The organism is Bradyrhizobium sp. 6(2017) (assembly GCF_011058295.2).
GTDB lineage: Bacteria > Pseudomonadota > Alphaproteobacteria > Rhizobiales > Xanthobacteraceae > Bradyrhizobium > Bradyrhizobium septentrionale.
The window spans coordinates 2,808,581-2,828,572 of sequence record NZ_CP049289.2 but is presented as its reverse complement, the minus strand read 5'-3'; the positions used below and the strand labels follow the sequence as shown (position 1 = coordinate 2,828,572).

16 protein-coding genes and 3 pseudogenes are annotated in these 19,992 nt (G+C 58.4%); 7 read left to right on the top strand and 12 right to left on the bottom strand.

Annotated features, from left to right (window positions below; translation table 11 throughout):
* Positions 1-30: 30 nt before the first annotated feature.
* Both G6P99_RS13375 and G6P99_RS13370 read right to left on the bottom strand, forming a co-directional pair.
* Entirely contained in the window at positions 31-1,908 is a 1,878-nt protein-coding gene (locus G6P99_RS13375) for a sensor histidine kinase (protein WP_029085011.1), read from the bottom strand.
* 85 nt (positions 1,909-1,993) lie between these two features.
* Positions 1,994-3,001 carry a transporter gene (locus tag G6P99_RS13370; protein WP_029085010.1) on the bottom strand — a complete coding sequence of 336 codons (1,008 nt, stop codon included), beginning with the start codon at positions 2,999-3,001 and terminating at the stop codon, positions 1,994-1,996.
* Positions 3,002-4,104: 1,103 nt separating this feature from the next.
* Here G6P99_RS13370 and G6P99_RS13365 point away from each other — a divergent pair.
* The 3 genes from G6P99_RS13365 (at position 4,105) to G6P99_RS13355 (ending at position 5,566) form a co-directional block, all read left to right on the top strand.
* Entirely contained in the window at positions 4,105-4,569 is a 465-nt protein-coding gene (locus G6P99_RS13365) for a hypothetical protein (protein ID WP_165123033.1), read from the top strand.
* 200 nt (positions 4,570-4,769) lie between these two features.
* Positions 4,770-4,979, top strand: a complete 210-nt coding sequence (locus G6P99_RS13360) for a hypothetical protein (RefSeq protein ID WP_165128452.1) — start codon at positions 4,770-4,772, stop codon at positions 4,977-4,979.
* Between the two features lie 137 nt (positions 4,980-5,116).
* Positions 5,117-5,566, top strand: coding sequence for a hypothetical protein (locus tag G6P99_RS13355; protein ID WP_165128450.1), 450 nt, complete (start codon positions 5,117-5,119; stop codon positions 5,564-5,566).
* 192 nt (positions 5,567-5,758) lie between these two features.
* Here the strand turns inward: G6P99_RS13355 and G6P99_RS13350 are convergent, their stop codons facing one another.
* Positions 5,759-6,106, bottom strand: a complete 348-nt coding sequence (locus G6P99_RS13350; protein WP_165128448.1) for a hypothetical protein — start codon at positions 6,104-6,106, stop codon at positions 5,759-5,761.
* Between the two features lie 605 nt (positions 6,107-6,711).
* On the bottom strand, positions 6,712-7,467 hold the full coding sequence (locus G6P99_RS13345; protein ID WP_029085008.1) for an outer membrane protein: 756 nt from the start codon (positions 7,465-7,467) through the stop codon (positions 6,712-6,714).
* A gap of 674 nt (positions 7,468-8,141) precedes the next feature.
* Between G6P99_RS13345 and G6P99_RS13340 the strand changes: the two genes are divergently transcribed.
* The gene (locus tag G6P99_RS13340) at positions 8,142-8,405 is read left to right on the top strand and encodes a hypothetical protein (RefSeq protein WP_165128446.1); all 264 of its coding nucleotides are present in this window, start codon (positions 8,142-8,144) and stop codon (positions 8,403-8,405) included.
* A 456-nt stretch (positions 8,406-8,861) separates the two neighbouring features.
* Here G6P99_RS13340 and G6P99_RS13335 read toward each other — a convergent pair whose 3' ends face one another.
* Complete coding sequence (locus G6P99_RS13335; RefSeq protein WP_165128442.1) at positions 8,862-9,098, bottom strand: DUF6894 family protein; 237 nt, start codon at positions 9,096-9,098, stop codon at positions 8,862-8,864.
* 171 nt (positions 9,099-9,269) lie between these two features.
* On the opposite strand from G6P99_RS13335, the gene G6P99_RS13330 reads away from it, so the two are divergent.
* Both G6P99_RS13330 and G6P99_RS13325 read left to right on the top strand, forming a co-directional pair.
* Positions 9,270-9,545 carry a hypothetical protein gene (locus G6P99_RS13330; RefSeq protein ID WP_165128440.1) on the top strand — a complete coding sequence of 92 codons (276 nt, stop codon included), beginning with the start codon at positions 9,270-9,272 and terminating at the stop codon, positions 9,543-9,545.
* Positions 9,546-9,880: 335 nt separating this feature from the next.
* A pseudogene (locus G6P99_RS13325) lies at positions 9,881-10,730 on the top strand (Ku protein).
* Between the two features lie 232 nt (positions 10,731-10,962).
* Here the strand turns inward: G6P99_RS13325 and G6P99_RS13320 are convergent.
* Both G6P99_RS13320 and G6P99_RS13315 read right to left on the bottom strand, forming a co-directional pair.
* A pseudogene (locus tag G6P99_RS13320) lies at positions 10,963-11,079 on the bottom strand (IS66 family transposase); the annotation flags it as partial.
* Between the two features lie 1,018 nt (positions 11,080-12,097).
* Positions 12,098-12,703 (bottom strand): annotated as a pseudogene (locus tag G6P99_RS13315) (DDE-type integrase/transposase/recombinase); the annotation flags it as partial.
* A gap of 153 nt (positions 12,704-12,856) precedes the next feature.
* Here G6P99_RS13315 and G6P99_RS13310 point away from each other — a divergent pair.
* Entirely contained in the window at positions 12,857-13,660 is an 804-nt protein-coding gene (locus tag G6P99_RS13310) for an LssY C-terminal domain-containing protein (protein WP_084518708.1), read from the top strand.
* A gap of 397 nt (positions 13,661-14,057) precedes the next feature.
* Here the strand turns inward: G6P99_RS13310 and G6P99_RS13305 are convergent, their stop codons facing one another.
* The 5 genes from G6P99_RS13305 to G6P99_RS13285 all read right to left on the bottom strand — a co-directional run bounded on the left by G6P99_RS13305 (position 14,058) and on the right by G6P99_RS13285 (position 19,747).
* Positions 14,058-14,405 (bottom strand): response regulator transcription factor, encoded by a 348-nt coding sequence (locus tag G6P99_RS13305; protein ID WP_246709536.1) that lies wholly within the window; start codon positions 14,403-14,405, stop codon positions 14,058-14,060.
* A gap of 89 nt (positions 14,406-14,494) precedes the next feature.
* Positions 14,495-15,109 (bottom strand): response regulator transcription factor, encoded by a 615-nt coding sequence (locus G6P99_RS13300; protein ID WP_029084455.1) that lies wholly within the window; start codon positions 15,107-15,109, stop codon positions 14,495-14,497.
* Positions 15,106-17,253, bottom strand: a complete 2,148-nt coding sequence (locus G6P99_RS13295) for a sensor histidine kinase (protein ID WP_165128436.1) — start codon at positions 17,251-17,253, stop codon at positions 15,106-15,108. Before G6P99_RS13295 ends, G6P99_RS13300 begins: the two co-directional genes overlap by 4 nt.
* Positions 17,254-17,547: 294 nt before the next feature.
* The gene (locus G6P99_RS13290; protein WP_198031258.1) at positions 17,548-17,976 is read right to left on the bottom strand and encodes a hypothetical protein; all 429 of its coding nucleotides are present in this window, start codon (positions 17,974-17,976) and stop codon (positions 17,548-17,550) included.
* A gap of 46 nt (positions 17,977-18,022) precedes the next feature.
* Positions 18,023-19,747 carry an adenylate/guanylate cyclase domain-containing protein gene (locus G6P99_RS13285; protein ID WP_165128417.1) on the bottom strand — a complete coding sequence of 575 codons (1,725 nt, stop codon included), beginning with the start codon at positions 19,745-19,747 and terminating at the stop codon, positions 18,023-18,025.
* Positions 19,748-19,992: the final 245 nt, after the last annotated feature.

The window sequence follows — 19,992 nt, the reverse complement described above, 5'->3', positions numbered from 1 at the left end:
TGGCTTTCGGCGCGGAGCCGCCGCTCTGGGTCAACTAACAAGAGGAAGCCTGATCCTAAACGACGCGCCGCCATGATCCCTATTTCTCGCTGATATCAGCCCCTTGTGTGCCGCGATGATAGTGCGCGCGATGGATAGTCCCATCCCCATGCCTTCGGCCTTGCTGGTGTAGAACGGCGCGAAGACCCCTTCTAGTTTGTCTTCGGGAATGCCTGGACCATGATCTGACACGGATAGCTGAGCGAAGCTTTCGACCCGCGAAGTTCGGATGCTGATGATGCGATTTTCGCTCGGCTTGTCCTTCATCGCGTCGATCCCGTTCACGACAAGGTTCAGAATGACTTGTTGAAGCTGGATGCGGTCGCCGAGCACCGGAAGCGCACCCGGCGTTATCACGCCGATCAACTCGGCCTTTCGTGCGAGAGCCAACGCCGAGAGAAATTCGATGGTTTCCCGTGCGACGTCATTGAGGTCGAGACGTTTCAGTTCGAAGGGTGCCTTTTTCAGAAGGCTGCGCATGCTGCGGATGACCTCCTTAGCGCGCCGGTCATCGTTCAAAATATCGTCCACAATCTCGTTCAGTGCGGAAATGTCAGGGCTGGGAGATTGCAGGATTGCCTTTGCGGTTTCGGCATTGGTCAGAATGGACCCGAGCGGCTGGTTGATTTCATGAGCGATTGAGGCGGTCAGTTCACCAGCAGTCGAGAAGCGATTGACATGAGCAAGTTCAGCCATGCGCTGCCGCGCCTGCACTTCGGCAAGTTGACGCCGACGATGCTCACGCAGCAGGACCGAGATAAACCCGGTCTGTATCAGAAGAACCGCGACGATGGATGCGATCTGCCACCTATACCGCTCCCAAACCGCTGGCTGTCGGAAGTAGACGGTGCTGCCAATAGGCAGGTTACTGTCGCTGATCCCAAACCGCTGCATTTGCCGCCAGTCAAATTTTGGCGACGCGTATTCGATGGCCGGAGTTTTGATATTGCCTGCTTTTTCTCCCTCAAGGATGCGAATGGCAACGGCTGCGGCTATCCGCCCTCCCTCAAGCGGAGAGAACATCGGTCCGCCAACGACATTCTCTCCGAAAAAAGAACCATCGAAAGAGAAAATCGGCGCGCTGGCTGAGGCAGCGAGCTTATTCAGAGCATTGCCCGTTTCGTGTGTCATCCCTGCCGCATCGACATTCATTAGAACAAAGAAGATTGCGGTATGAGGCGGAAGATGTTCTGCTTTCTTAAGAAGCTCGTCGAATGGAAGTTCATCGTACCATTTTAGCTCGACCCGGCCCGCGAGCGGCACGAGTTCTCGACGCATTTCTTCCGTCCAAAATCGCTCTATTTGGGAAGTGCCGTTTACAATTGCGATGGTCTTTGTGTCGGGCAAGACGCGCATGATATTCTCGAAGAGAAACGGAACATCATTCGTGGCCGACACTACAGCGTCATTATCCGTCAGTTTTTCATATTGAACTAAGCGCTGGTCTACGGCTGTAATGATCATCGGCACCATTGGAAAAATAAGCTGACGATGGCGCTGGATGAAACTGGCTGCCGGTGCGCCGAGGGCTACGATAAGGTCGGGCGGATGGTCCGTGTAGAGGGTGCTAAGGTACTCAACGACGGCACCTTCTAATTTTTCCTGAGATTGGCCGGCATTCACAAGTGAATGTTCCAGAAATTCCACCGAACTCTGCGAGTGCAGGTCTATTTCTGTGCGAATGGCCTGAGCGTAGTCGCTCCAAGGTTTGGAACGAGGACCGAATGAATGCAGCATCAGAACTCGTTTGGGCCCTGGATCAGCCGCCTGACTTTGAGCCAGCGTCGCCAGCAAAAATGCGACCGCCAGCGCGGCGGCGAAGGTCCACGTGCAAGATCGCCATGATAAGGCAACTAGCCAAAACTGCATTGCTGTCTTACCGCGACGATGGCCCGCGACTGATCGAGCGAACAGAACCGCTACGGACTGTCGCCCTGCCATACGACATCCTTCCTCAATATCCGTCGCCCCAACGATACTGCCATGCGATAGCAACTGCCGTCAGTTCGCTTCCTGTTCGGGTCGTGATGCCGGTACTGGCAGAGAGCTTGAGTGAGTTCTGTCGATTGATCGGCAAGGCGACCGTCAAGCCAGCTCGCGTTATCGCCTGCTCGTTATCACTTTTGACGCCGTTGAGGGCCGTGCGGCCGCCCGCGAAATAGAGCCCGTCCAGCGCCATCCATACGCCGGACTGAAACGTGTAGATGACATGTCCCTGCACGGCATAGATCGGAGCCTGCGAGAACGTATTGCCGCCGAAGAAGTCGGTGTTGTTGCTGAAGAAAGTTACGCTTGGGGCTAGCTCGACGGTCCATGGACCCCATGCCTTTGAAATCCCGAACTCGGGCCGGAATGACCAGCGATTTCCGCCTAGGTTTAGCAGCTTCGTGTTGTCATACTGCCCGACCGGCGCGGAGACCTGCATGCTTACTCCGACGATTAGATCCTGCCGATAGCTGGCGAATTCCTTCGCCGAGAGCGCGGGTGCCCCAAACAAGTTGACCGAGAAGCGAAATCGCGGATCGCCCAAGCCCAACATCTCCCGCTCGCGCGGCTCACCGTTCACGAGGCCATGCGCGGCGAAAGACGATGTCGGCACGATCACATCAAGCTTGGCAGACTGGCCCGCAAGCTCGAAGGACCGAACATAGGCCACCACCCCGGTGTCGGAGCGGAATGTGGTGTCGGCAATCGCCGTGTTGGGATCGAACGCGAGCTTGCCTTGCGAGTAAGCGTAACCCGCGAGCAGAAAATTCAACCCGATAGGCGTATTGGAGTAGGATCGCGGCTCTGCCTCCTGTGCCTTCGCATTGGAGACTACGGACAAAGCGGCGATCATTCCGTATGCCAAGCAGAGAGAGAGCCGCCTTGCGACACGCGCTTCAGGCGCATCGGAGCTTGCGTCGACCACAACGGGCGCATCAGTGACCGTCAATTGCACCCCAACGCCATGCCGGTTCATCGAAGCATCCTACCAAGCGCCCCTGTCGGTTCAAGGGATCGAACGGTCCATTGGCAACCTTCGTCATCGTTTTATGCTTCAGGCACGAGGAGCCACGCAAAGGCCCATCTCGCCGAAATCGGTATCCGTGGTAGCGCGGTCCCCGCATAAGTTGCGCCTCGACAGGACCCTTAAGGAACGATGACGAACATCCGGCATCGCAGCGCCCTCACCAGTTCTCGGTAGGACTACAGAGAGGCCCTATTCACTGTTCTAGGCATATAAGTTTCGACAGGTCGCAATGCGTTTCTTGACCCAAATCAACGAGCGGACCGGCCACAGATTCAAACGTTCACAGCATGAAATGGGATCGGATAACGATGGCTGGCTGCGTCTCAATCGCACTTTCCGTGCTGATCCTGATTGTTATCTTCACGATTTAGCCGAGCGCCTTCCGGCGCTCTCCGTGGGTGAACGGAGTTCCGGTGATATAACTTTTATGGCTTGGCACAAACTGCACTGGCGTTACCGAGTTTTCCCGGCTTAAGTCTTCAACCTAAAAGAGAGGACGGTTGCGTTATGCTGGACGACCTACTCTACAAGGTGCTCGCTGTAGTTTTCGGGCTTTGCCCTGTCGCACTGACAGCCGCCGTTATGTTTATTTCAGGGTAATTCCCCGCAACCTGGCCCGACCGACCACCCGGGCCGGTAGATGGCCCCGGTACCGGCCCCCGTGGCCCCAAAAAAGGTGTTGCCGGAGCGCTCGACCAGAGGCCGCCTCAGTTGGCGGCCTCTTTCATTTATTGACGCGATCCCATGTCGCCTCTTGGCCCTTTTCGTAAGTGCCGCGCGGCTATCGAAAGTCCGGTGTCGGGGTGAAGCGGACGTTACTGTTGCGTGTTCCGACTTCCGTGTTTGACCCTCCGCTCGGGCGTCTTGCGGTCGGTCAGGACTGGGTCCGCTCTATCGCGCGATAACGGGAACGTGGCCGATGCCCCGGCTGAACGTCTAGCCGCGTTGATCTGCGTCAATACGCGTGGAGGCATACATTCATTGGTGAAGGATGGGGTGGATATTCCTCAAAACGGAGAAGAGACTCATGAAGTATGTAAGAAAGGCAGCGCTTGCAGCTTCTGCTCGGTTGTGCAGCACTGTTCTCCTTTGGTTGGGCTGAGCAAGGCGGCATCTCGCTGTCAGTCGAGAGCGCCCAGGCGCGGGTTGGTCGCCCGCTAACCCCCGTGAGCGTTGCGGGCGTTGCACGTCGTCAGAACCGACGGGCGGCCTACTACGGGGCAGGTGTTGTCGGCGCAGGCGTTGCAGCGGTCGGCACGGGTGCCGCTATCGCCGCCACTGCTGCGCCTAACGCTTGGGGAAACAACAATTGGGGAAACAACAATTGGCGCGGCGCTTACGCGGCCCAAACTGATCCTTACTTTGGGCAAGCTCACTACGTCCACAGGGCTTACCACGGACATAGCCCCTACTACGGTTATTCCGGATGGGATGATTACTCGGCGCGTAACAGCATTAAAGGCACGCCGGGTGGCGCAATTAAACTTGACGACGGTCAGATGTATTTCTGTCAGTAGGGGCCCCACCTACGCATCGCGAAAGAGGCGGCTTTCTCGGCCGCCTTTTTGCGAGCTGCTCAGACGCAGGAGTATTAATTGATTGACCTAGATCAACACTCCGCCGGTCTATCAGATTGCCTATAACAGTTGTCGACGATAGGCACACAGACCAGACAGCCTTTGCCGTCTACCCAATGTGACAACAGGGAGTAGGTGCAATGAGAGCTTTCTCAATTATCGGACTGCTGTTTGCAGCAGTGGTGTTGGCGACGGTTCCGGTCTCGCCGCAGGTGACACCGCGCGGCGTCGAGTTAAGTGTTGATCAAGCGCAGGCCATCACGTACCGGCGCGCCCGCGTGACTGCGCGTCGTGTCGACCGTCGCGATTTCCGCCAAACACGGCGCGCCGTGCGGCGCGGTGTCTATTAACAGAGCACGATGGGCAATGATGATGGCGCGGGCAAAGTGAGCCAGAACCGGTTCCAGTCGCCGCCGTGCGGCTCGATAGACGACGTGACAGGACGAGCCCAAGGTCAATGTTTCGGGAGCGCACCGGAGCGACCGGCATGCCACTGGCGGCATATTTCTGGAAGGTCGGAGCAGTGTTGCTCGCACTGCTCTTTGTTGCAGATTATTCGCTGCCGAGAGCCCCGACCGTCGATCAGGCGGCTGCGAACCGGCCGGCCATACGTATCCACTCGGATCGCACATGGCCCGAGCGTGTTGACTTCGATACCCGATCGCCGGTGATCGTCGCCGCTGCGCCCGGGGCCGAGCCGACCGAGGTCGCAACTTCGTCGGATGTGACCGAACCGCCCGTTACCGTCGCACAGAGCCCGGGGGTGGCGAACTCTTTCGCGATGCTGCCGGATACACGCCCGCCTGAAACCGTCGATCGCAAGCGACAACGCAAGAAGTTGCATGTTGCGGCTCGACCGAGGCGAAACGTCCAGCCGCAGATGCTTCTGGCGGCACGACGGGGGCAGTTCGGCTGGTTCGGCTTCGGAACCTGGTGATCGGCGTCGGGTCGGGACCTGTATCTCGCTCAGCGTTTCATTGTTCATCAAAGGAACGCTCGACCGGCTCGGCTGCCACACTGGCGGCGGGGCTGATAGGTTTGGATCGGCGATGGAGCGCTCAGGGTCGCGCGCGCGTGTCGTACCGCAAAATTCGCCCCATGTGCGGACCCTTACTGACTACCCTGCGCGTTAGCTCCCGTTAGAGCGTCGCCGCCACCCCCCCTTGCGCTGGGCTAGCACCACCCCTCCTCGCGCTCGCGGCGCACCGCCGCGCTCGCCGGGTTCTTCGACTTGAGCCACGTCCTCGACCGCCCGCTGCGATACGGTGCATCCCCGCTTCGACACGATGCCCTCCAGCCCCATGCGGCAGACGTGCTCGAACACGGTCGGGCCGTCACCCGTCAAATGCTCAACGAACCGAATGGCGCGCCGCTTGGCTCTGCCGATCAGCTTGGCGAGCCGTCGCTTGCGCTTGATCAGCGACAGGTCGCGCAAGTCGTCGCCGTCATGCTCGATCAGGTCGAAGGCGTACAGCACACCGCCTCCTGGCCCTGGCGTCGGCCCCGCAGCGCACGGAAGTCCGGCGTCCCGTCGTCGCGGGTGATCACCGCCTCGCCGTCGATCAGGAACGAGGACGTTGCGCGTGAAGCAGCGGAGCCGCCTACGGTTACGGGGTCGGCGCGGGCGTCGCGGGGGCGGCAGCAGTCGCAACCGCCGGCGCCGTCGCTGCGGCTTCACCCGGCTATTATGGATGGGGAAACACCGGTTCAGGGAACACCACCTGGACTAACGCTTACGCTGCCCAGACCGATCCTTATTTCGGCAAGCCCCATTATGCAGTCAGGGCTTACGCAGGAGCCTCCCTCTATTACGGCTATACCGGATGGGAGGATTACTCCGGGCGTAACTCTGCAAATGTGCGCCGGGCACCATGACCAAGCTGGACGACGGTCGGATGTATCTTTGCCAGTAGGGCAAGCGGAATACTCCGGAAAAGGCAGCTCTGTGAGTCGCCTTTCCTGATTTTCGCGAAACCGCCGCGTGTGCGAAATCATCACTGGCAACAACGACTGCCCGACAGGCTCGATAAAACAGCCCCGGCCGAGGCCGGGGCTTTAGGTCCGCTGGAGATAGCTTGGCTGTCAGTAGCGCGCCGCCACCGGCGTCGAGTAGCCGCCGAAGCGGTAGTTGATGCGCAAGGTGACCATATCGACGTCTTGGCTGATCCGATTGAGCGCACCGGCAACAATCGGATTGACGACAGAGAACGAATTGTTCGCGTTCCCCATGAACAGATGGTCGTATTCAATACCGGCAGACCAATTTGGTGCAAAGCCGTACTCCCAGCCCACACCCACGGTCCCACCCCAGCGGGTCGCGCTTGCGGAGGCCAGTTCGGCGCCGGTAAGCGTGCTAAGGATGCTGAAACGATTGCTCGTGACCGCCGCGCCGCCCTTCACGTACAACAGTGAGGCGTTCCAGGCGTAGCCGATCTGGCCAGTGAAAAGCCCGATGCCGTCCGTTGTCGTGCGGGTCGAGAACGCCGGAGCGATAATACTGGCACGCTGGCTGCTGAGATCAGCCCAATCCCCCTGGGCTTCCAGGCCGAACACCCACTGATTGGCCTGCCAACGGTAGCCGATCTGCCCGCCGACGAGGCCTCCTGACCGCTCGCGGCAGCCGTCACCGATGACCGTACCGGCCACCCCCACGAAATCCCAGCAATTTCGGCTCTGTCCCCAGCCGCCGTTGGCGCCTATGTAGAAGCCGCTCCAGTTGTAGATCACCGGCAGCGGAGCCGGAGGCGGGGCCTTGACGGCCATGTCGGCGGCCGATGCAGGTGCGGCGCCCATGGCAATTGCCGCGAAACTGACAGCGGCGGCTAAGAACTTTCTCATCCCAGTGTCCCCTCTCTCAACTGCACGTTCGCATGCAAACCACTTGCACTACCGGCGCAGAGCGTAGTGTGTGTCGGGCTAAGACCTCCGTAACAAAATGGCAACACTCATATACAAAGGTTTATGCACGACACCTTGCACTATTGCTGGTCGTTGCCGTGAGCCTTTCGCCACTCGCGTTTTCATCGGCGAGCCAGGCGAAGATCTGGGAAGCTGGGACAAGCTGCTTCGGTGAGTGCGGATTGATCGTGCCCGCAAATGCAGCGAGACCTTCGTCGAGCTGGGCGCGTCCTAGGCAGACGTGTTGCCTCGCCTGAAGCTGCAACCACGGATTTTCCCACGCCAGATTTCTTCAATGGATGCGGTCGCGCGGTCCCGGCGGTTCATGACGCGCCCCGAGGGACCCGGTAAGCGAATTGGGAGGCCCGTGGTGCGCGTCAGAGCACTGCGCGCTTGCCCATCAGGCCCGCTGTCTGCCCTTCGCTACCAGCGTCGAGGCTATTAGAAGGCCACAGCATCCCAGCGCAGGCCACAGGCACGGGGCAAGCCGCGCCAGCGCACAGAGCCTCCTTTGATCTAGGTCAACGCCAGCGATCCTTTGGCGCGCACGCTATGTTCAGCCGCACCTGAGGCGTCACCTTTCAGTGACGCAAGCGCAAAGAGGGAGGTCCGCCATGCATCTGAGGAAACGTCTTTCGATCAAGTCAGCGACTGTTGCCGGGATTGCTGCTAGCGCCCTGTTGGGGCTTGCAGGTCTCACTCTCAGTCCAATCCCAGCCAAGGCGGTCGTGTACTGCCAGTACACTGAATATCCGGCTGGTTGCGTTGCCCGCGCAGGCGTCGTGCTGAGGCCTCGTCCGGTGGCACGCGCTGCGGTTCGTCATAACGCCGGTGGCAACATGAATGGTGGCGTCAATCGCGTTGGGGCGCGGCGGTAAGAGCTTGTTCGCGGTCACGAGCGAAAGAGAAGCCGTCACCGCTTCATCCCGGTGATGGCTTTTTATCGTCCCGGCGCGGAGGACAGGCGACCGATACTGGGTGGCGGCATCGCGGTATGAAGCACACGTGGTATGTCACTTTTGAAGTTCCGACAGATGGCACGCTGTCAAGGCGGCGACATCCGCGCTTAACTAAGACGTTCGCAACAGAGGCAGAAGCTAAGGATTTTGCGCGAACAAAATTCAACGACGGTTTGATCGTCACTGCCGGAACCATCATTCCGCACCTGCCGAGAGTGTCAATCCCATCGGTAGAAATTCCAGCGTGGCTTGAACCGCGCGGCCAAGTTGATCCAGATCAATAACGACCTCAGGCGTAGCGGCCTGATCTCATGGCAGGCGCGATTTGTGCCTGACTATCTCCATCAGGAAGACAGCTAGGCGAAGCCCTGATGATCAAGAATCAAGGCGCTTCATCGTCCACAGGACGGCCACCTTGAGAACCCGATCGGCTCCATCGCGAACTTCAACTGCCGCATCTCGAAACCCGCGCTCCAGCACCTGGTCACGGACAAGATCGAGCAGCGAGCGGCTCGCCTCTTCCTTGACTGCCTCGAGGCTGTCAAACTCCAAGCCTTCTTCATCGGGCGCGAGGACGCCATCTTCGCGTAGATCGAAATAGTAGCGTGTCATTGGCAATGAATTGCGAAACGTTGATCTCGTTCCAGCGAGTGGCGCGTGAACGCCAGCTCCCTGCGTACCAAGTTCCAAGGAGACAATAGCGGGCACAACTATCCGGTTGCCAAGGCTGACTTGACCGAGGTGCTATAAGTGGTGGTGTATCGATTGATTCGAGACCACATCATGAAGATCAACGTACAACGCTGCCTGCCGCAACAGGCCACTCGCCCCGCTTATCGCAGCCTCGAAGGCTGGGCGCTGGGCACTCTGATCGAACACCACGCCGTTCGCGAATGTGAACACCACGGACACGCGCTCGACCGCAGCGATCCGGACGCCAGGAATCGCGCCCGTGAGACAGCTTGGAACCACCCGTTCCCCGGCGCCACCCCCGAGCAGTGTCTGGCCGCGATCGAGGACGTCTTGCGCGGAATCGGCGATAGCTGTCCGGACTGCTAGATCCTAAAATGGACGTTTGTGCGGGTCCTTCGCCCGCCGAATCCGCGCTGTATCTTGGTCAAGGCGTGATTGCTCGCTCCGCCGCAGCCGGCCTGCTTGTATGACGCCATAGGTGTAGGTGAGCGCGGCGCCCAGCAGAAAAGCACCTATGAGCCATAACACCATCAGATAAAAAGCCTCGCCCGGCACGGTCGCTCCTGTGGGTTGGTTCCCGGGCAAGTCCTGGCCGTGCGAGCAGTTCCTATCGGCTGATGCGCCTAATGTCGCGCTTGCGACTCCACTTCCCTGCCCTCCGCCTATATTGGACTCATTGAGTATAGGTGGAGTTTTTGAGTATGGCCCCGCGCGCCAATTGGAAGGGCTTTTTGCGGCTGTCGCTTGTGACGTGCCCGGTCGCACTGTTTCCGGCGACGTCTGAATCCGACAAGATCAGCTTCAACCAGATCAACAAGAAGACCGGTCACCGGATCAAGTATCTCAAGGTTGACGCCGACAGCGGCGAAGAGGTCGCATCAGACGACATCATCAAGGGCTACAAGGTCGACACTGACCAATATCTTGAGGTGACGAAGGACGAGCTTGAGAACATCGCGCTGGAATCCACCCGAACCATCGAGATCGACGAGTTCGTGCCAAAAAGCGAGATCGACGATCTGTACCTCGTTCGGCCCTATTACATTGTCCCGGACGGCAAGGTCGGCCACGATGCCTACGCCGTCATCCGCGAACCCATCCGCTCGCTCGACAAGGTCGCCCTCGCCCGCGTGGTGCTGACCAACCGCGAACACGTCATCGCGTTAGAGGCCCGCGACAAAGGGCTGATGGGCATGCTGCTGCGCTACCCCTACGAGGTGCGGGATTCATCCGAGTATTTCGACGACATCCAGGACGTGAAGATCACCAAGGACATGCTGGATCTCGCCAAGCATATCGTCGAGCAGAAGTCCGGGCACTTCGAGCCCGACAAATTCGAAGATCATTACGAGCATGCCTTGCAGGAGTTGCTCGACAAGAAGCAAAAGGGGCAGCCGATAGCGACGGCTCGCAAGGCCGCCCCGAGCAATGTGTTCAACCTCATGGATGCACAAGCAGAGCATCGACGGATCATCCAATAAGTCGGCGCCGGCGGCGAAACCAGTGAAGGCCAAGAAGGCGAAATCCAAGCCTCGCCGCAAGGCCGGTTGAGCGATGAAAGATACGGTCGAGTGGCACTCGCCATCTGGGCTCGATGCCCAAGCCATTGAGGCCCTTGCCAAGGCGCGATCCCTGCCGCCAGGACAAGCTCGCACGGAAGGAAACTTGCCGGCGCTCTTCGTGCGGCGGCCGACAAAATAGCCGGCCCTCGGTTGCCGCGCCGTGGCCGCCCGCCAGGCTAATCATGCCAGTTAATCTTTTCGAACCTTGTCTTCCAACTCGCGCGCCCGTCGTGAGGGAAGCGGGTGAATGCATTCCAGCGGCTAAGGCAGTAATTGATCGCCTTGGTCGTATCGTTGTTCCTGGAGTGCTTGGCGCGCTGCTCGCGTAACCACGCCTCTGTTCAACGATAAGTGGACGGCTAACTACCGATTATTTGACGTAGCCGACACCCCTGCGCTGCCGCCGCACAGCTACCTCTTAGACTCAAGATAAGTGGTCCATGCAGCGCTGGCTAAAGGCTGCGACGTTTGTTGAGCGCATGTCTTTTCGACTTGGGCCGCTATCGCCGCCTCGTCAATCTTCGCCTGTGTTTGATCGCTTGCTGCAGCAACGTAATTGAGTCCCGTCCAGAAACCGTAGATCCAGGTGGTCCCCTCTAATCGACGCGCTTGCGTAGACCGCCAGTGGACGCAACTCATACGCCCTATTCCGATCATATCGACCGAAACTTTGGCATCTTGCGCTGAGACCAGGCAGGCCGGTGCGGCAAAGACCAGCGCCCCAATCAAAATTCGTTTTATCATGCGTCAAATCCGGGCCTCCCTACATCATCATTACAAATCAGGCCGTAGCGTGACGGTTGATCGCGGTTGGAAACGACGGTTCGACGATCCGATACCATCGTCCCGGGGGCCGCCAGCTTGTCACGCTGCAGGACGCCAAAAACTACGCACGCCCTAGCTTTCTTCCTCTGGCGGTACTTCCGGAAAATCAGGGCCGTCGAGGTAAGCTTCAAAACTGCCCGGTTGCGCGCTTTCAAAATCGTTCTCAATTGTCACGACTTACAAGTCTGATTTGATGCGACTGGAAATGGACAAGGGGTCCTGAAATTGAAAGCACGTTGCAGCGCGGCACCGGTATGCGCCGTCCTGACGGTTCTTTTTGCAAGCAGCTTGCTTTTGAACGGCGGTCTCAGGCGACGCCCGGAATTTCGGTTGTACGAGGTCGGTCTCGCCCGTCCATATCCAACACCACGCAAAGTAATCGCTCCGTGTCGTTTTTGTCACATCCGGCAAAGAAACGACCGCACGAGCACCAGCTTTGATACAGCGTTAATTGCCCTGTAGCCGTTAGAGGGTATCGAACATATGTGTCACGTATCTTGCCGTCGGGCCGTCCGCGTAGCGCGGCAAGAAGGTGAACTGGATCCCATTGTCGGTGAGAACCGTATGGATCTTGTAGGGCACAGCCGCGATCAGAGCTTCGAGGAAGGCGGAGGCGGAGGTCCTTCCCGTCTTCCTGACCAGTTGCACGAAGGCGAACTTGCTGGTGCGATCGATGGCGACGTAGAGATAGAGCTTGCCTTCAGCGGTCTGGAGCTCAGCAATGTCGATGTGGAAATAGCCGATCGGATAAGCCTTGAACTTTTTCTTCGGAGGCTTACTGCCTTCGACCTCCGGCAATCGACTGATGCCGTGGCGCTGGAGACAGCGATGCAGGGATGATCGCGTCAGATGTGGGATGGTCGGCTGAAGCGCATAGAGGCAATCGTCGAGCGGCAATAGCGTATGCCGCCGGAAAGCAACAATGATCGCCTCCTCCTCGATGGAAAGCACGGTCGATTTGGCTTCCGTTGGGCCTGTCGGGAGATCGGCGACTGTCTCGCGCCCCTTCCACTTCGCGACGGTCTTTTGGTTGATCCCGTAGCGCCTGGCGAGCGCTCTCAGGCTCTCTTGACTATCTTGTATTGCTCGACGGATTGCCTCCGTCGTGGTGGCGCAGCCGTGTAAAACCTGTCCCATAGCGCATCCTTCGAATCGTGCGATAAGAATGCACCATCAAAGCTTGGGACTAAACATCGCGGCGTGTTACTCAAGTAATACTATCAACTGTCGGGTAGCCCCCTGCCACCACGTCGGGCGCCTCGCCGTCAGCACTTCATGGGAGGTACATCCATGAAGCCGTCATTTGTGGCACATGGGCACCGCTATCTCTGGCTTCCCTTAGCCGTGATCTCGATCTATGTGTTGGTCAGCTATCTGATATTGCCTGCAACCTGGGCTCGGATCGAACATGAGCCAGGCCTGTCAAAGCGGCCGATGGTGACGTCGACGGCCGAGGGCATGCCGGGGGACCCGATCAACGTCGGTCTGATGGGAACGCGAGAGGATGTGGTTTTCGCATTTCATGCCGCAGGTTGGTATCCAGCCGATCCGATTACGTTGCGGACCAGCCTGGAGATCATCGGCAGCGTGTTGCTTGACCGCTCCTACAAGGACGCGCCTGTCAGCCCGCTCTACTTCGACGGACGACGTGAGGATCTGGCGTTCGAAAAGCCAGAGGGGATAAGCGCGGACCGTCGGCAGCACGTCCGGTTATGGCTGGTGCTGTCAAATGGCGCCGATGGCAGTCCTGTTTGGCTCGGATCGGCGAGCTTCGATACCGGTGTAACCCTGAGCCGCGATACAGGACAGGTAACGCACAAGATTGCACCAAACGTCGATCAAGAGCGTGACGGCCTGATTACCGGATTGGACCTCGGCCGTTCGGTGCTTAGAATCTATCAGATCAGAGGAATTGGTCCGACCTTGAACGGCCGCAATGGCGAAGGCGATCCCTATTACACCGATGGCGAGATCTGGATGGCCCAGCTGGTGGCGCGCGGCGAGAAAGCTGCGGCGCCGGCCAAACTGCTGCCGGTGCCGGCCCTGATCCAGGTGAAGGACAAGATGTTCGCCTGGGCTTCATCGTCCGACTGACGTTTGCTGGCGCCCCGCAGCGAATGCCGCAGAACCGTCAGCGAGCCCACTGCCCCATCTCTAGACAAGTCATAAGACTGACGTAGCTCGGTGTGCCGCCGATACTCTCCTGCGGTACGCACTGCGCCTTACTGGAAGCGGAATATTTCGACCATTGGCGCGCCAGCCGCTGTCGCGCCCTGGTTTCGTCTCCTATGCAGGTCTTTGATGACTGATCGACAGTGAGCCCTGCTGTCGCCGCCAGGTCGAACCTGCAGCTTCGCGAAATATCGAACGCCGGCACCCCGTCCGCGACCGCGACGACCAGCTGCGAACTCACGACGATCATGGAAATCGATATAGGCATCTTTGCGCTCCTTGTATGTTCTTTTGGCTCGCTTAGCGTGCTCACCCCGCGCTACTTTGTGCTCCGCGTCCCTACCGCTTTTCCGATAGCCTCAAACAAAGCCTGTTTCTGCAGCGGCTTTCGAAGGCTGGCCACAAACCCTCGTTTGTGCTCGCTCAACACGTCGTTGTCATGTGCAGAAATCAGAATCGTCGGAATTGTTATGCCGTTGCTTACGAGATGCTGATGCAGTTCCAAACCGTTCATCTCGGGCATCTGAAGATCGACAATCAGACACTCGGGAAGACCAGTTGGCAATGCCGCGAGAAATTCCTGTCCGGATGCAAAAGTTCGCGCCTGAAATGAGTGCGTATGCAACAACCGGCTCAAAGCCTTGAGCACGGCCGGATCATCGTCCACAATCGCAATCCACGGGGAAGCTTCCACCATAAATGATTATTGCTGGTGCGGCGAGCGCGCGTCGAGTTGGCCCTTGGGCCAATGTTCCCCTATTTCGTAAGGCGGAGCTTCTCGGCCATCCGAACTAGGTCGGCCACGGTGCGAATTCCCAGTTTCTCCATCATCCGACTGCGGTGGACCTTGATGGTCTTTTCGACCGTACCCAGATCGCCGGCGATCTGCTTGTTGAGCCGCCCCGCCACCACATGGATAAGCACTTCTCGTTCGCGCGGGGTCAGGGTGCCTACCTTCGCCTGCATCGATTCCAACTCGGAATGAAGCCGACGCGACTCGACGTCCCTGGCTTCAGCACGGGAAACCGCATCGAAGAGTTCCCTATCCTTTACGGGCTTGGTCAGGAAATCGATCGCGCCGGCCTTCATGGCACGCACACTGGTGGGAATGTCGCCTTTTCCGGTAACGAACACGACAGGACGATGATAGTCGCCGACGGTCAGCACCCGCTGAATCTCCAAACCGTCGAGACCGGGCATCGAAACGTCCAGCACAGCGCAGCCGGGAAGAGCTACGTCGTGCTCTTCGAGGAATACCCGCGGCGAAGAATATTCCTTGACGTCATGGCCGCTGCCGCGGAGTAGGCGCGACAGCGCCTTGAGCACTCCGGGGTCATCGTCGACAAGGTAAACCGTAAATTTTTCCGTCATGCATTACCCATTTCCGGCTGCTGGATTGGTAACGAAAATACCGCAATGGCGCCCCCGCCCTCATCGTTGATCAGATTCAGCTTCCCCTGATGCGCCTGTATGATCGTCGAACAGAGCGGCAGACCCAGGCCGAGACCATGGTCCTTGGTGGTGTAGAATGGCTCGAACAAATGGCCATTTTCCTTTGGACCGATGCCGTGTCCCTGATCCTTCACGCGCACATCTACCATTCCAGCTTGATCCCCTCGTGTTGAGACGAAGATTGAGCGCTGTGTTATCGGGGTCGAGGCCATAGCATCCATCGCGTTCATGACAAGATTCAGCAGGACTTGCTGTAGCTGCACAGAATCGCCCCGCGTAAAAAACGCGCTGTTCTCCAGATCAAGCCTGACGTTGATATCGCGGCCAATGAGCTCACTGTTCAGCAGGCTGATGGTTGACCTGACAAGGTCATTGATATTGACGTTTTCCGCGTTCCGCTCGCCCTTCTTCAGAAGACCGCGGAGACGGTGGATAACCTCGCCGGCTCGATTGTCTTCATGAACGATATCTTCGAGCGCATCGCGGATTTCGACGAGGTCCGGTGAATCTTGCGCGAGGAGATGCAGAGCCGCTTGGGCATTGGACAAGATCGCCGTGAGCGGCTGGTTGACTTCGTGCGCTATCGATCCGGAAAGTTCACCGAGCACGGAGACGCGCATCAAATGTTCAACTTCCCGACGTTGCAGCGCGACCTCAGCTTCGGCCGACTTCTGTTCGGTGATATCGATAAATATGCCGCCGAGGTGATCCGGTCGGCTGCCGCCCTCTGAACGAGAGCGGGCTCGCATGCGTACCCAACGCACCTCTCCACCCGGCAGGACAATTCGGACGTCGCTGATGGCAGGCTGCTCCGTCTCGAATGACTTTTGAAGCGATTGGGTGGCAGTTTGCAGATCGTCGGGGTGAACGACCGAAAGGAACGCGTCGCGGGTCAACGGCGCATCGCGCGCAAGACCAAACAGCGCCCTGCAATGCTCCGTCGTCCAAAGCTCATTGCGATGCCGGTCAAATTGCCAAAGCCCGATATTAGCGGCAGCGGCTGCGAACGTCATCCGCTCCTCGCTTTCCTTGAGCAGATTTTCGGCGCGCAACCGTCTCCGCCGCTGAATCAGCAGCGCGGCAACAACTAATGATTGCAAGGCAACAATCAGGATGGCAGCACTGACGATGCCTCGATGCTCACTCCAGATTGTCGGTTCTTTGAACAGCACAACAGTATCGGGAGGAAGTCGGCTCTCTTGAAGCTTCCACCGCGCCAAAGCCCTGTGATCGACTCGATAGGACTGTCCCGGATTTGTTTCCGGGGCAATCGTGGCGGGGTCTCTCCCGGCAAGGATTTGAAGCGCCATGTCTGCCGCTCGGACACCAACCGATTCAAATGTCTCAACGAAGCCACCAACGATACCGTTGCCAATATAGGTGTCATAAGGCGCGTAGAGCGGTGCCGGTGACACGGCGGCCAGAGAGCCTGCCACTTCAGCAGGGACAAAGGCTCTGCCTCCATTGTCGGCAAAAAACGTCAAGTATAGTACGATCGCATCATGGGGGATATTCTCCACCTCCTCCATCAGCTTCGCATGGGAGCGATCGAACAGATATGTCACCTCGAATTTTCGTTCACGATCCTCGATGCTTCTTCGAGCGACCGATTGCCACCGCCGATCCACCTGCCCGCTGCCGGCGATGACGAACAGACGGGTCGCTTCAGGCTGCAGTCGCTCCGCAAGCGCAAGCGTCTTGTCGAGACTAAACTCGGAAACGATTCCGGTGATGTTCGGCGGTAGCCGCAACGCACTATAGCTTTGTGGGGATATGGCCGTGAATACGACAGGGACATTTGGCGCGATGTTGTCGCGGTGCCTGACAACGAATGGCAAAGCTGCGCTGCCCAGCGTGATCACGACGTCGGGGGGGCGTTTCCCGTACTTTAGTAACAGAAACATCGCTACCCGGGATTCGTACTCGGCATCCGTGTTTCGCGCCAGGTCAAGAAAGTCTGCATCGATTTCGAGTGGTTGTGGCGAACGTTCCAATAATCGCTTTCGAGCCCCATCCGCAATCAGTGTCGTGGCGGGGAATGTGTAGTTGAAGGCATGCAGCATGAGCACGCGTCGCGGCTCAGCGGCATACGACTCCGCCGCGAAAAGAAAAAGGAGCGCCAAGCTCCGCCAAACTATGCGCGTCGTCCTCGTCATTCCGGAAAAGACCGCTACGCCGAAAATACACCGATGCGGATTCACAAAGCGCCTGGAGATACATAACCTTACCACGTTTCCCGGCATACCTCTCTAGCAATTCCTGAGCGCGATCAAACGTCGCTTGCCTGACCCGTCCGCTCGATTTTGCGGGCCACGCATGCAGTGACCGCCCCATATTGTCGCCAATCGGCTGCTGCGTCACGATTTAGAGCGGACGAACACAACCTCGAATTTCTGTTTGACGACGACCTGATCGTAAACACCTATCAGTCGATCATTCGCCGCATCATAGCTCAGCGTATAGGTAGAACCGTTGTAGCCGGAGGCGCGTAGCTCAAAGAAAAGTTTGAGACTGTTGCCGTCGCTGGTAGCGACGGCCGTGTGAAAAGGCAGCGGCCTCGGATTGGCGTAACTGGCGTCAAGCCGGCCATCGGCGTCTACCGAATTGATCGTGATCACGTAGCCTCCCTGCACCCTGACCCAGCGACCCTGCAGAACGCCAAACGCAGCCTTGGCTGCGGATTCCGTCGCGGGAGGTACGGACGTTGGCGGCGGAAGCTGCGTCAGCGCCAAGGCCGGGTTGATAAACAGCGAAAGGCTAACAATGGCGAATGGTATTGGATTCATGGCCTTTTCTCCAATCAAGTCTTTGATGGACTTACGCGTTCGCGCGTTACTTCTGCTCAAGCCGCCACGAGCCGTCCCAATTCTCGCCGGGCGGGCGCAGGATGAATTTATCGAGACGATTGATGAAGGTTATCGACGGGCCATCATCGGGGACGATAGCGAGCGCCGCCGCAAACGCGCGACGCGATTCGTCCCATTCTCGACGCCGGTAGCGGGACAATCCTTCCGAGAAACGATCACGCAGCTTAAGCTGCGCCGGCGAAAGCTCGCCCTTGCGCGCCATGATCTCGAATACTGCTTGGGGTTGATTTTGTCCCAGCACGGCAACTCGGTCGATCTCGCGCGCGTCCACCGCGTCGGAGGCGCCGGCCATCGTTGCCTCCGACACCAGAATGCGACCGCCATATTCCTTGTTGGCGCCCTCCAGACGGGAGGCGAGATTAACGGTGTCGCCCATCACGGTGTAATTCTTCATCCATTCGGAGCCGATGCTGCCCACGAGCACGTCGCCGGTCGCAATCCCTATGCGCAGATCGAATGCGGTGGGAAGAGTGCGAACTCCCAGAAGTTCGGGAAGCTCAGTCCTCAACTGTGGAACTAACTCGAGCATCTTCAGGGCAGCCAGGCTGGCGAGCCGCGCTTGCGCGGCGTCGTCCGTAAACGGCGGGCCCCAATACGCCATGATCGCATCGCCGATATATTTGTCGATGATTCCCTCATGATCGCGGATCGGAGCAGACATCGTCGAAAAGTAACGATTCATAACCTTCACCAGACCCTGCGGTGTCATTCCCTCGCTTGTGCTGGTAAATCCCCTCACGTCGCAGAACAGCACGGTCATGACGCGCCGCTGCCCCTCCACCGCCAGCATGGGCCGGTCAATGAGTCCTTCGACGATGCGCGGATCGATGTACTTTCCAAAGGTCTCGCGGATTCGCTCCTTGAGGCGCAATTGCTCTATCATCTGATTGAAAGCCGTCGTCAAATGCCCAATTTCGTCTTTCGACGTAATGGGCACCTGTTCATCCAGGTTGCCCGCTTCCACCGCCTTTGCGCCTTCGAGTAGCCGCCTGACCGGGCGCGTGACCCCAGCGCTGACCAAGAGCGAAAACACCAGTCCGAGAACCGCGGCAAGCAGCGTCAGGAATGCGGCAATCAACGTCACACGACGTTGCCTTTGCGCGGTCAGATCCGCATCCGCGCGCAGGAGCACCAGCATGTCTGCCCGGATCCCGTCGAGCTTGCTGTTGAGCTCATCGCGAAGCGCATCCACACGGCTCAGGCTCTCGTCAATCGTCGAGGCGTTGCCCTCTTCCAGCAGATTCAGCAGACGGCTGATTTCATCGTTCAGATGTCGCCGGGAGTCGTCAACGGCCGCATCGAGACGCACCTGAAGCCGAACCAGCAAACGTGTATCGCCGGAGGCGGCGTTCTTTTCTATCAGGCCGCCGATAAGCTTGCGCGCCGCCTCTATTTCGTTGTCGAATTCACCACCCTTGGCATCGAATCTGGCGCGGAGTGCGGTGACGTCATTCGATGACGACAGGAGTTTTTCGATGATGAGCCGCCGCAGCTCGAGCGCGCGCTCCACTGAACGAATATTGGCTCGCGCAAGATTGCCGTAAGCAGGAATGTAGCTCTGGGTAAGTTCAACTAGCTGGCCGCCCACCTGTATGACCGACGCCATCGATAGAAGGGCGGTAACCGCCATCAGCGCGATCAATACGACCGCGATGCCCATGATCTTCCGCCGAATGGATAGGCTGATCATGTTTTGACCTCTTCGTGCTGCGAGCGGAGGCTCGACGCGTTTTTCAGGCGATGGTAACGAGCTGGGTCGTCGCATTCTGTCAGCAATATCAACGAAGCGACATTGACCTCGAGGGCAAGCCCTTCACGGCACTCTGCTCCCCCGCGAAAATGGAAGTCGACCGATAGGTACTATGCAGATTGGGCCCCGCTATTGGCCCACGGTCCAATAGCGGGGCAGGATCCTTCCACGTAGCGTATTTCCGC

What these genes read in the sequence shown, in the direction of transcription:
- G6P99_RS13370 (WP_029085010.1), bottom strand. Translation starts at nt 3,001, where the DNA reads ATGAACCGGCATGGCGTTGGGGTGCAATTGACGGTCACTGATGCGCCC.
- G6P99_RS13290 (WP_198031258.1), bottom strand. Translation starts at nt 17,976, where the DNA reads ATGAATCCAATACCATTCGCCATTGTTAGCCTTTCGCTGTTTATCAAC.
- G6P99_RS13375 (WP_029085011.1), bottom strand. Translation starts at nt 1,908, where the DNA reads ATGCAGTTTTGGCTAGTTGCCTTATCATGGCGATCTTGCACGTGGACC.
- G6P99_RS13330 (WP_165128440.1), top strand. Translation starts at nt 9,270, where the DNA reads ATGAAGATCAACGTACAACGCTGCCTGCCGCAACAGGCCACTCGCCCC.
- G6P99_RS13295 (WP_165128436.1), bottom strand. Translation starts at nt 17,253, where the DNA reads ATGCTGCATGCCTTCAACTACACATTCCCCGCCACGACACTGATTGCG.
- G6P99_RS13355 (WP_165128450.1), top strand. Translation starts at nt 5,117, where the DNA reads ATGCCACTGGCGGCATATTTCTGGAAGGTCGGAGCAGTGTTGCTCGCA.
- G6P99_RS13285 (WP_165128417.1), bottom strand. Translation starts at nt 19,747, where the DNA reads ATGATCAGCCTATCCATTCGGCGGAAGATCATGGGCATCGCGGTCGTA.
- G6P99_RS13340 (WP_165128446.1), top strand. Translation starts at nt 8,142, where the DNA reads ATGCATCTGAGGAAACGTCTTTCGATCAAGTCAGCGACTGTTGCCGGG.
- G6P99_RS13300 (WP_029084455.1), bottom strand. Translation starts at nt 15,109, where the DNA reads ATGACGGAAAAATTTACGGTTTACCTTGTCGACGATGACCCCGGAGTG.
- G6P99_RS13335 (WP_165128442.1), bottom strand. Translation starts at nt 9,098, where the DNA reads ATGACACGCTACTATTTCGATCTACGCGAAGATGGCGTCCTCGCGCCC.
- G6P99_RS13310 (WP_084518708.1), top strand. Translation starts at nt 12,857, where the DNA reads ATGAAGCCGTCATTTGTGGCACATGGGCACCGCTATCTCTGGCTTCCC.
- G6P99_RS13345 (WP_029085008.1), bottom strand. Translation starts at nt 7,467, where the DNA reads ATGAGAAAGTTCTTAGCCGCCGCTGTCAGTTTCGCGGCAATTGCCATG.
- G6P99_RS13360 (WP_165128452.1), top strand. Translation starts at nt 4,770, where the DNA reads ATGAGAGCTTTCTCAATTATCGGACTGCTGTTTGCAGCAGTGGTGTTG.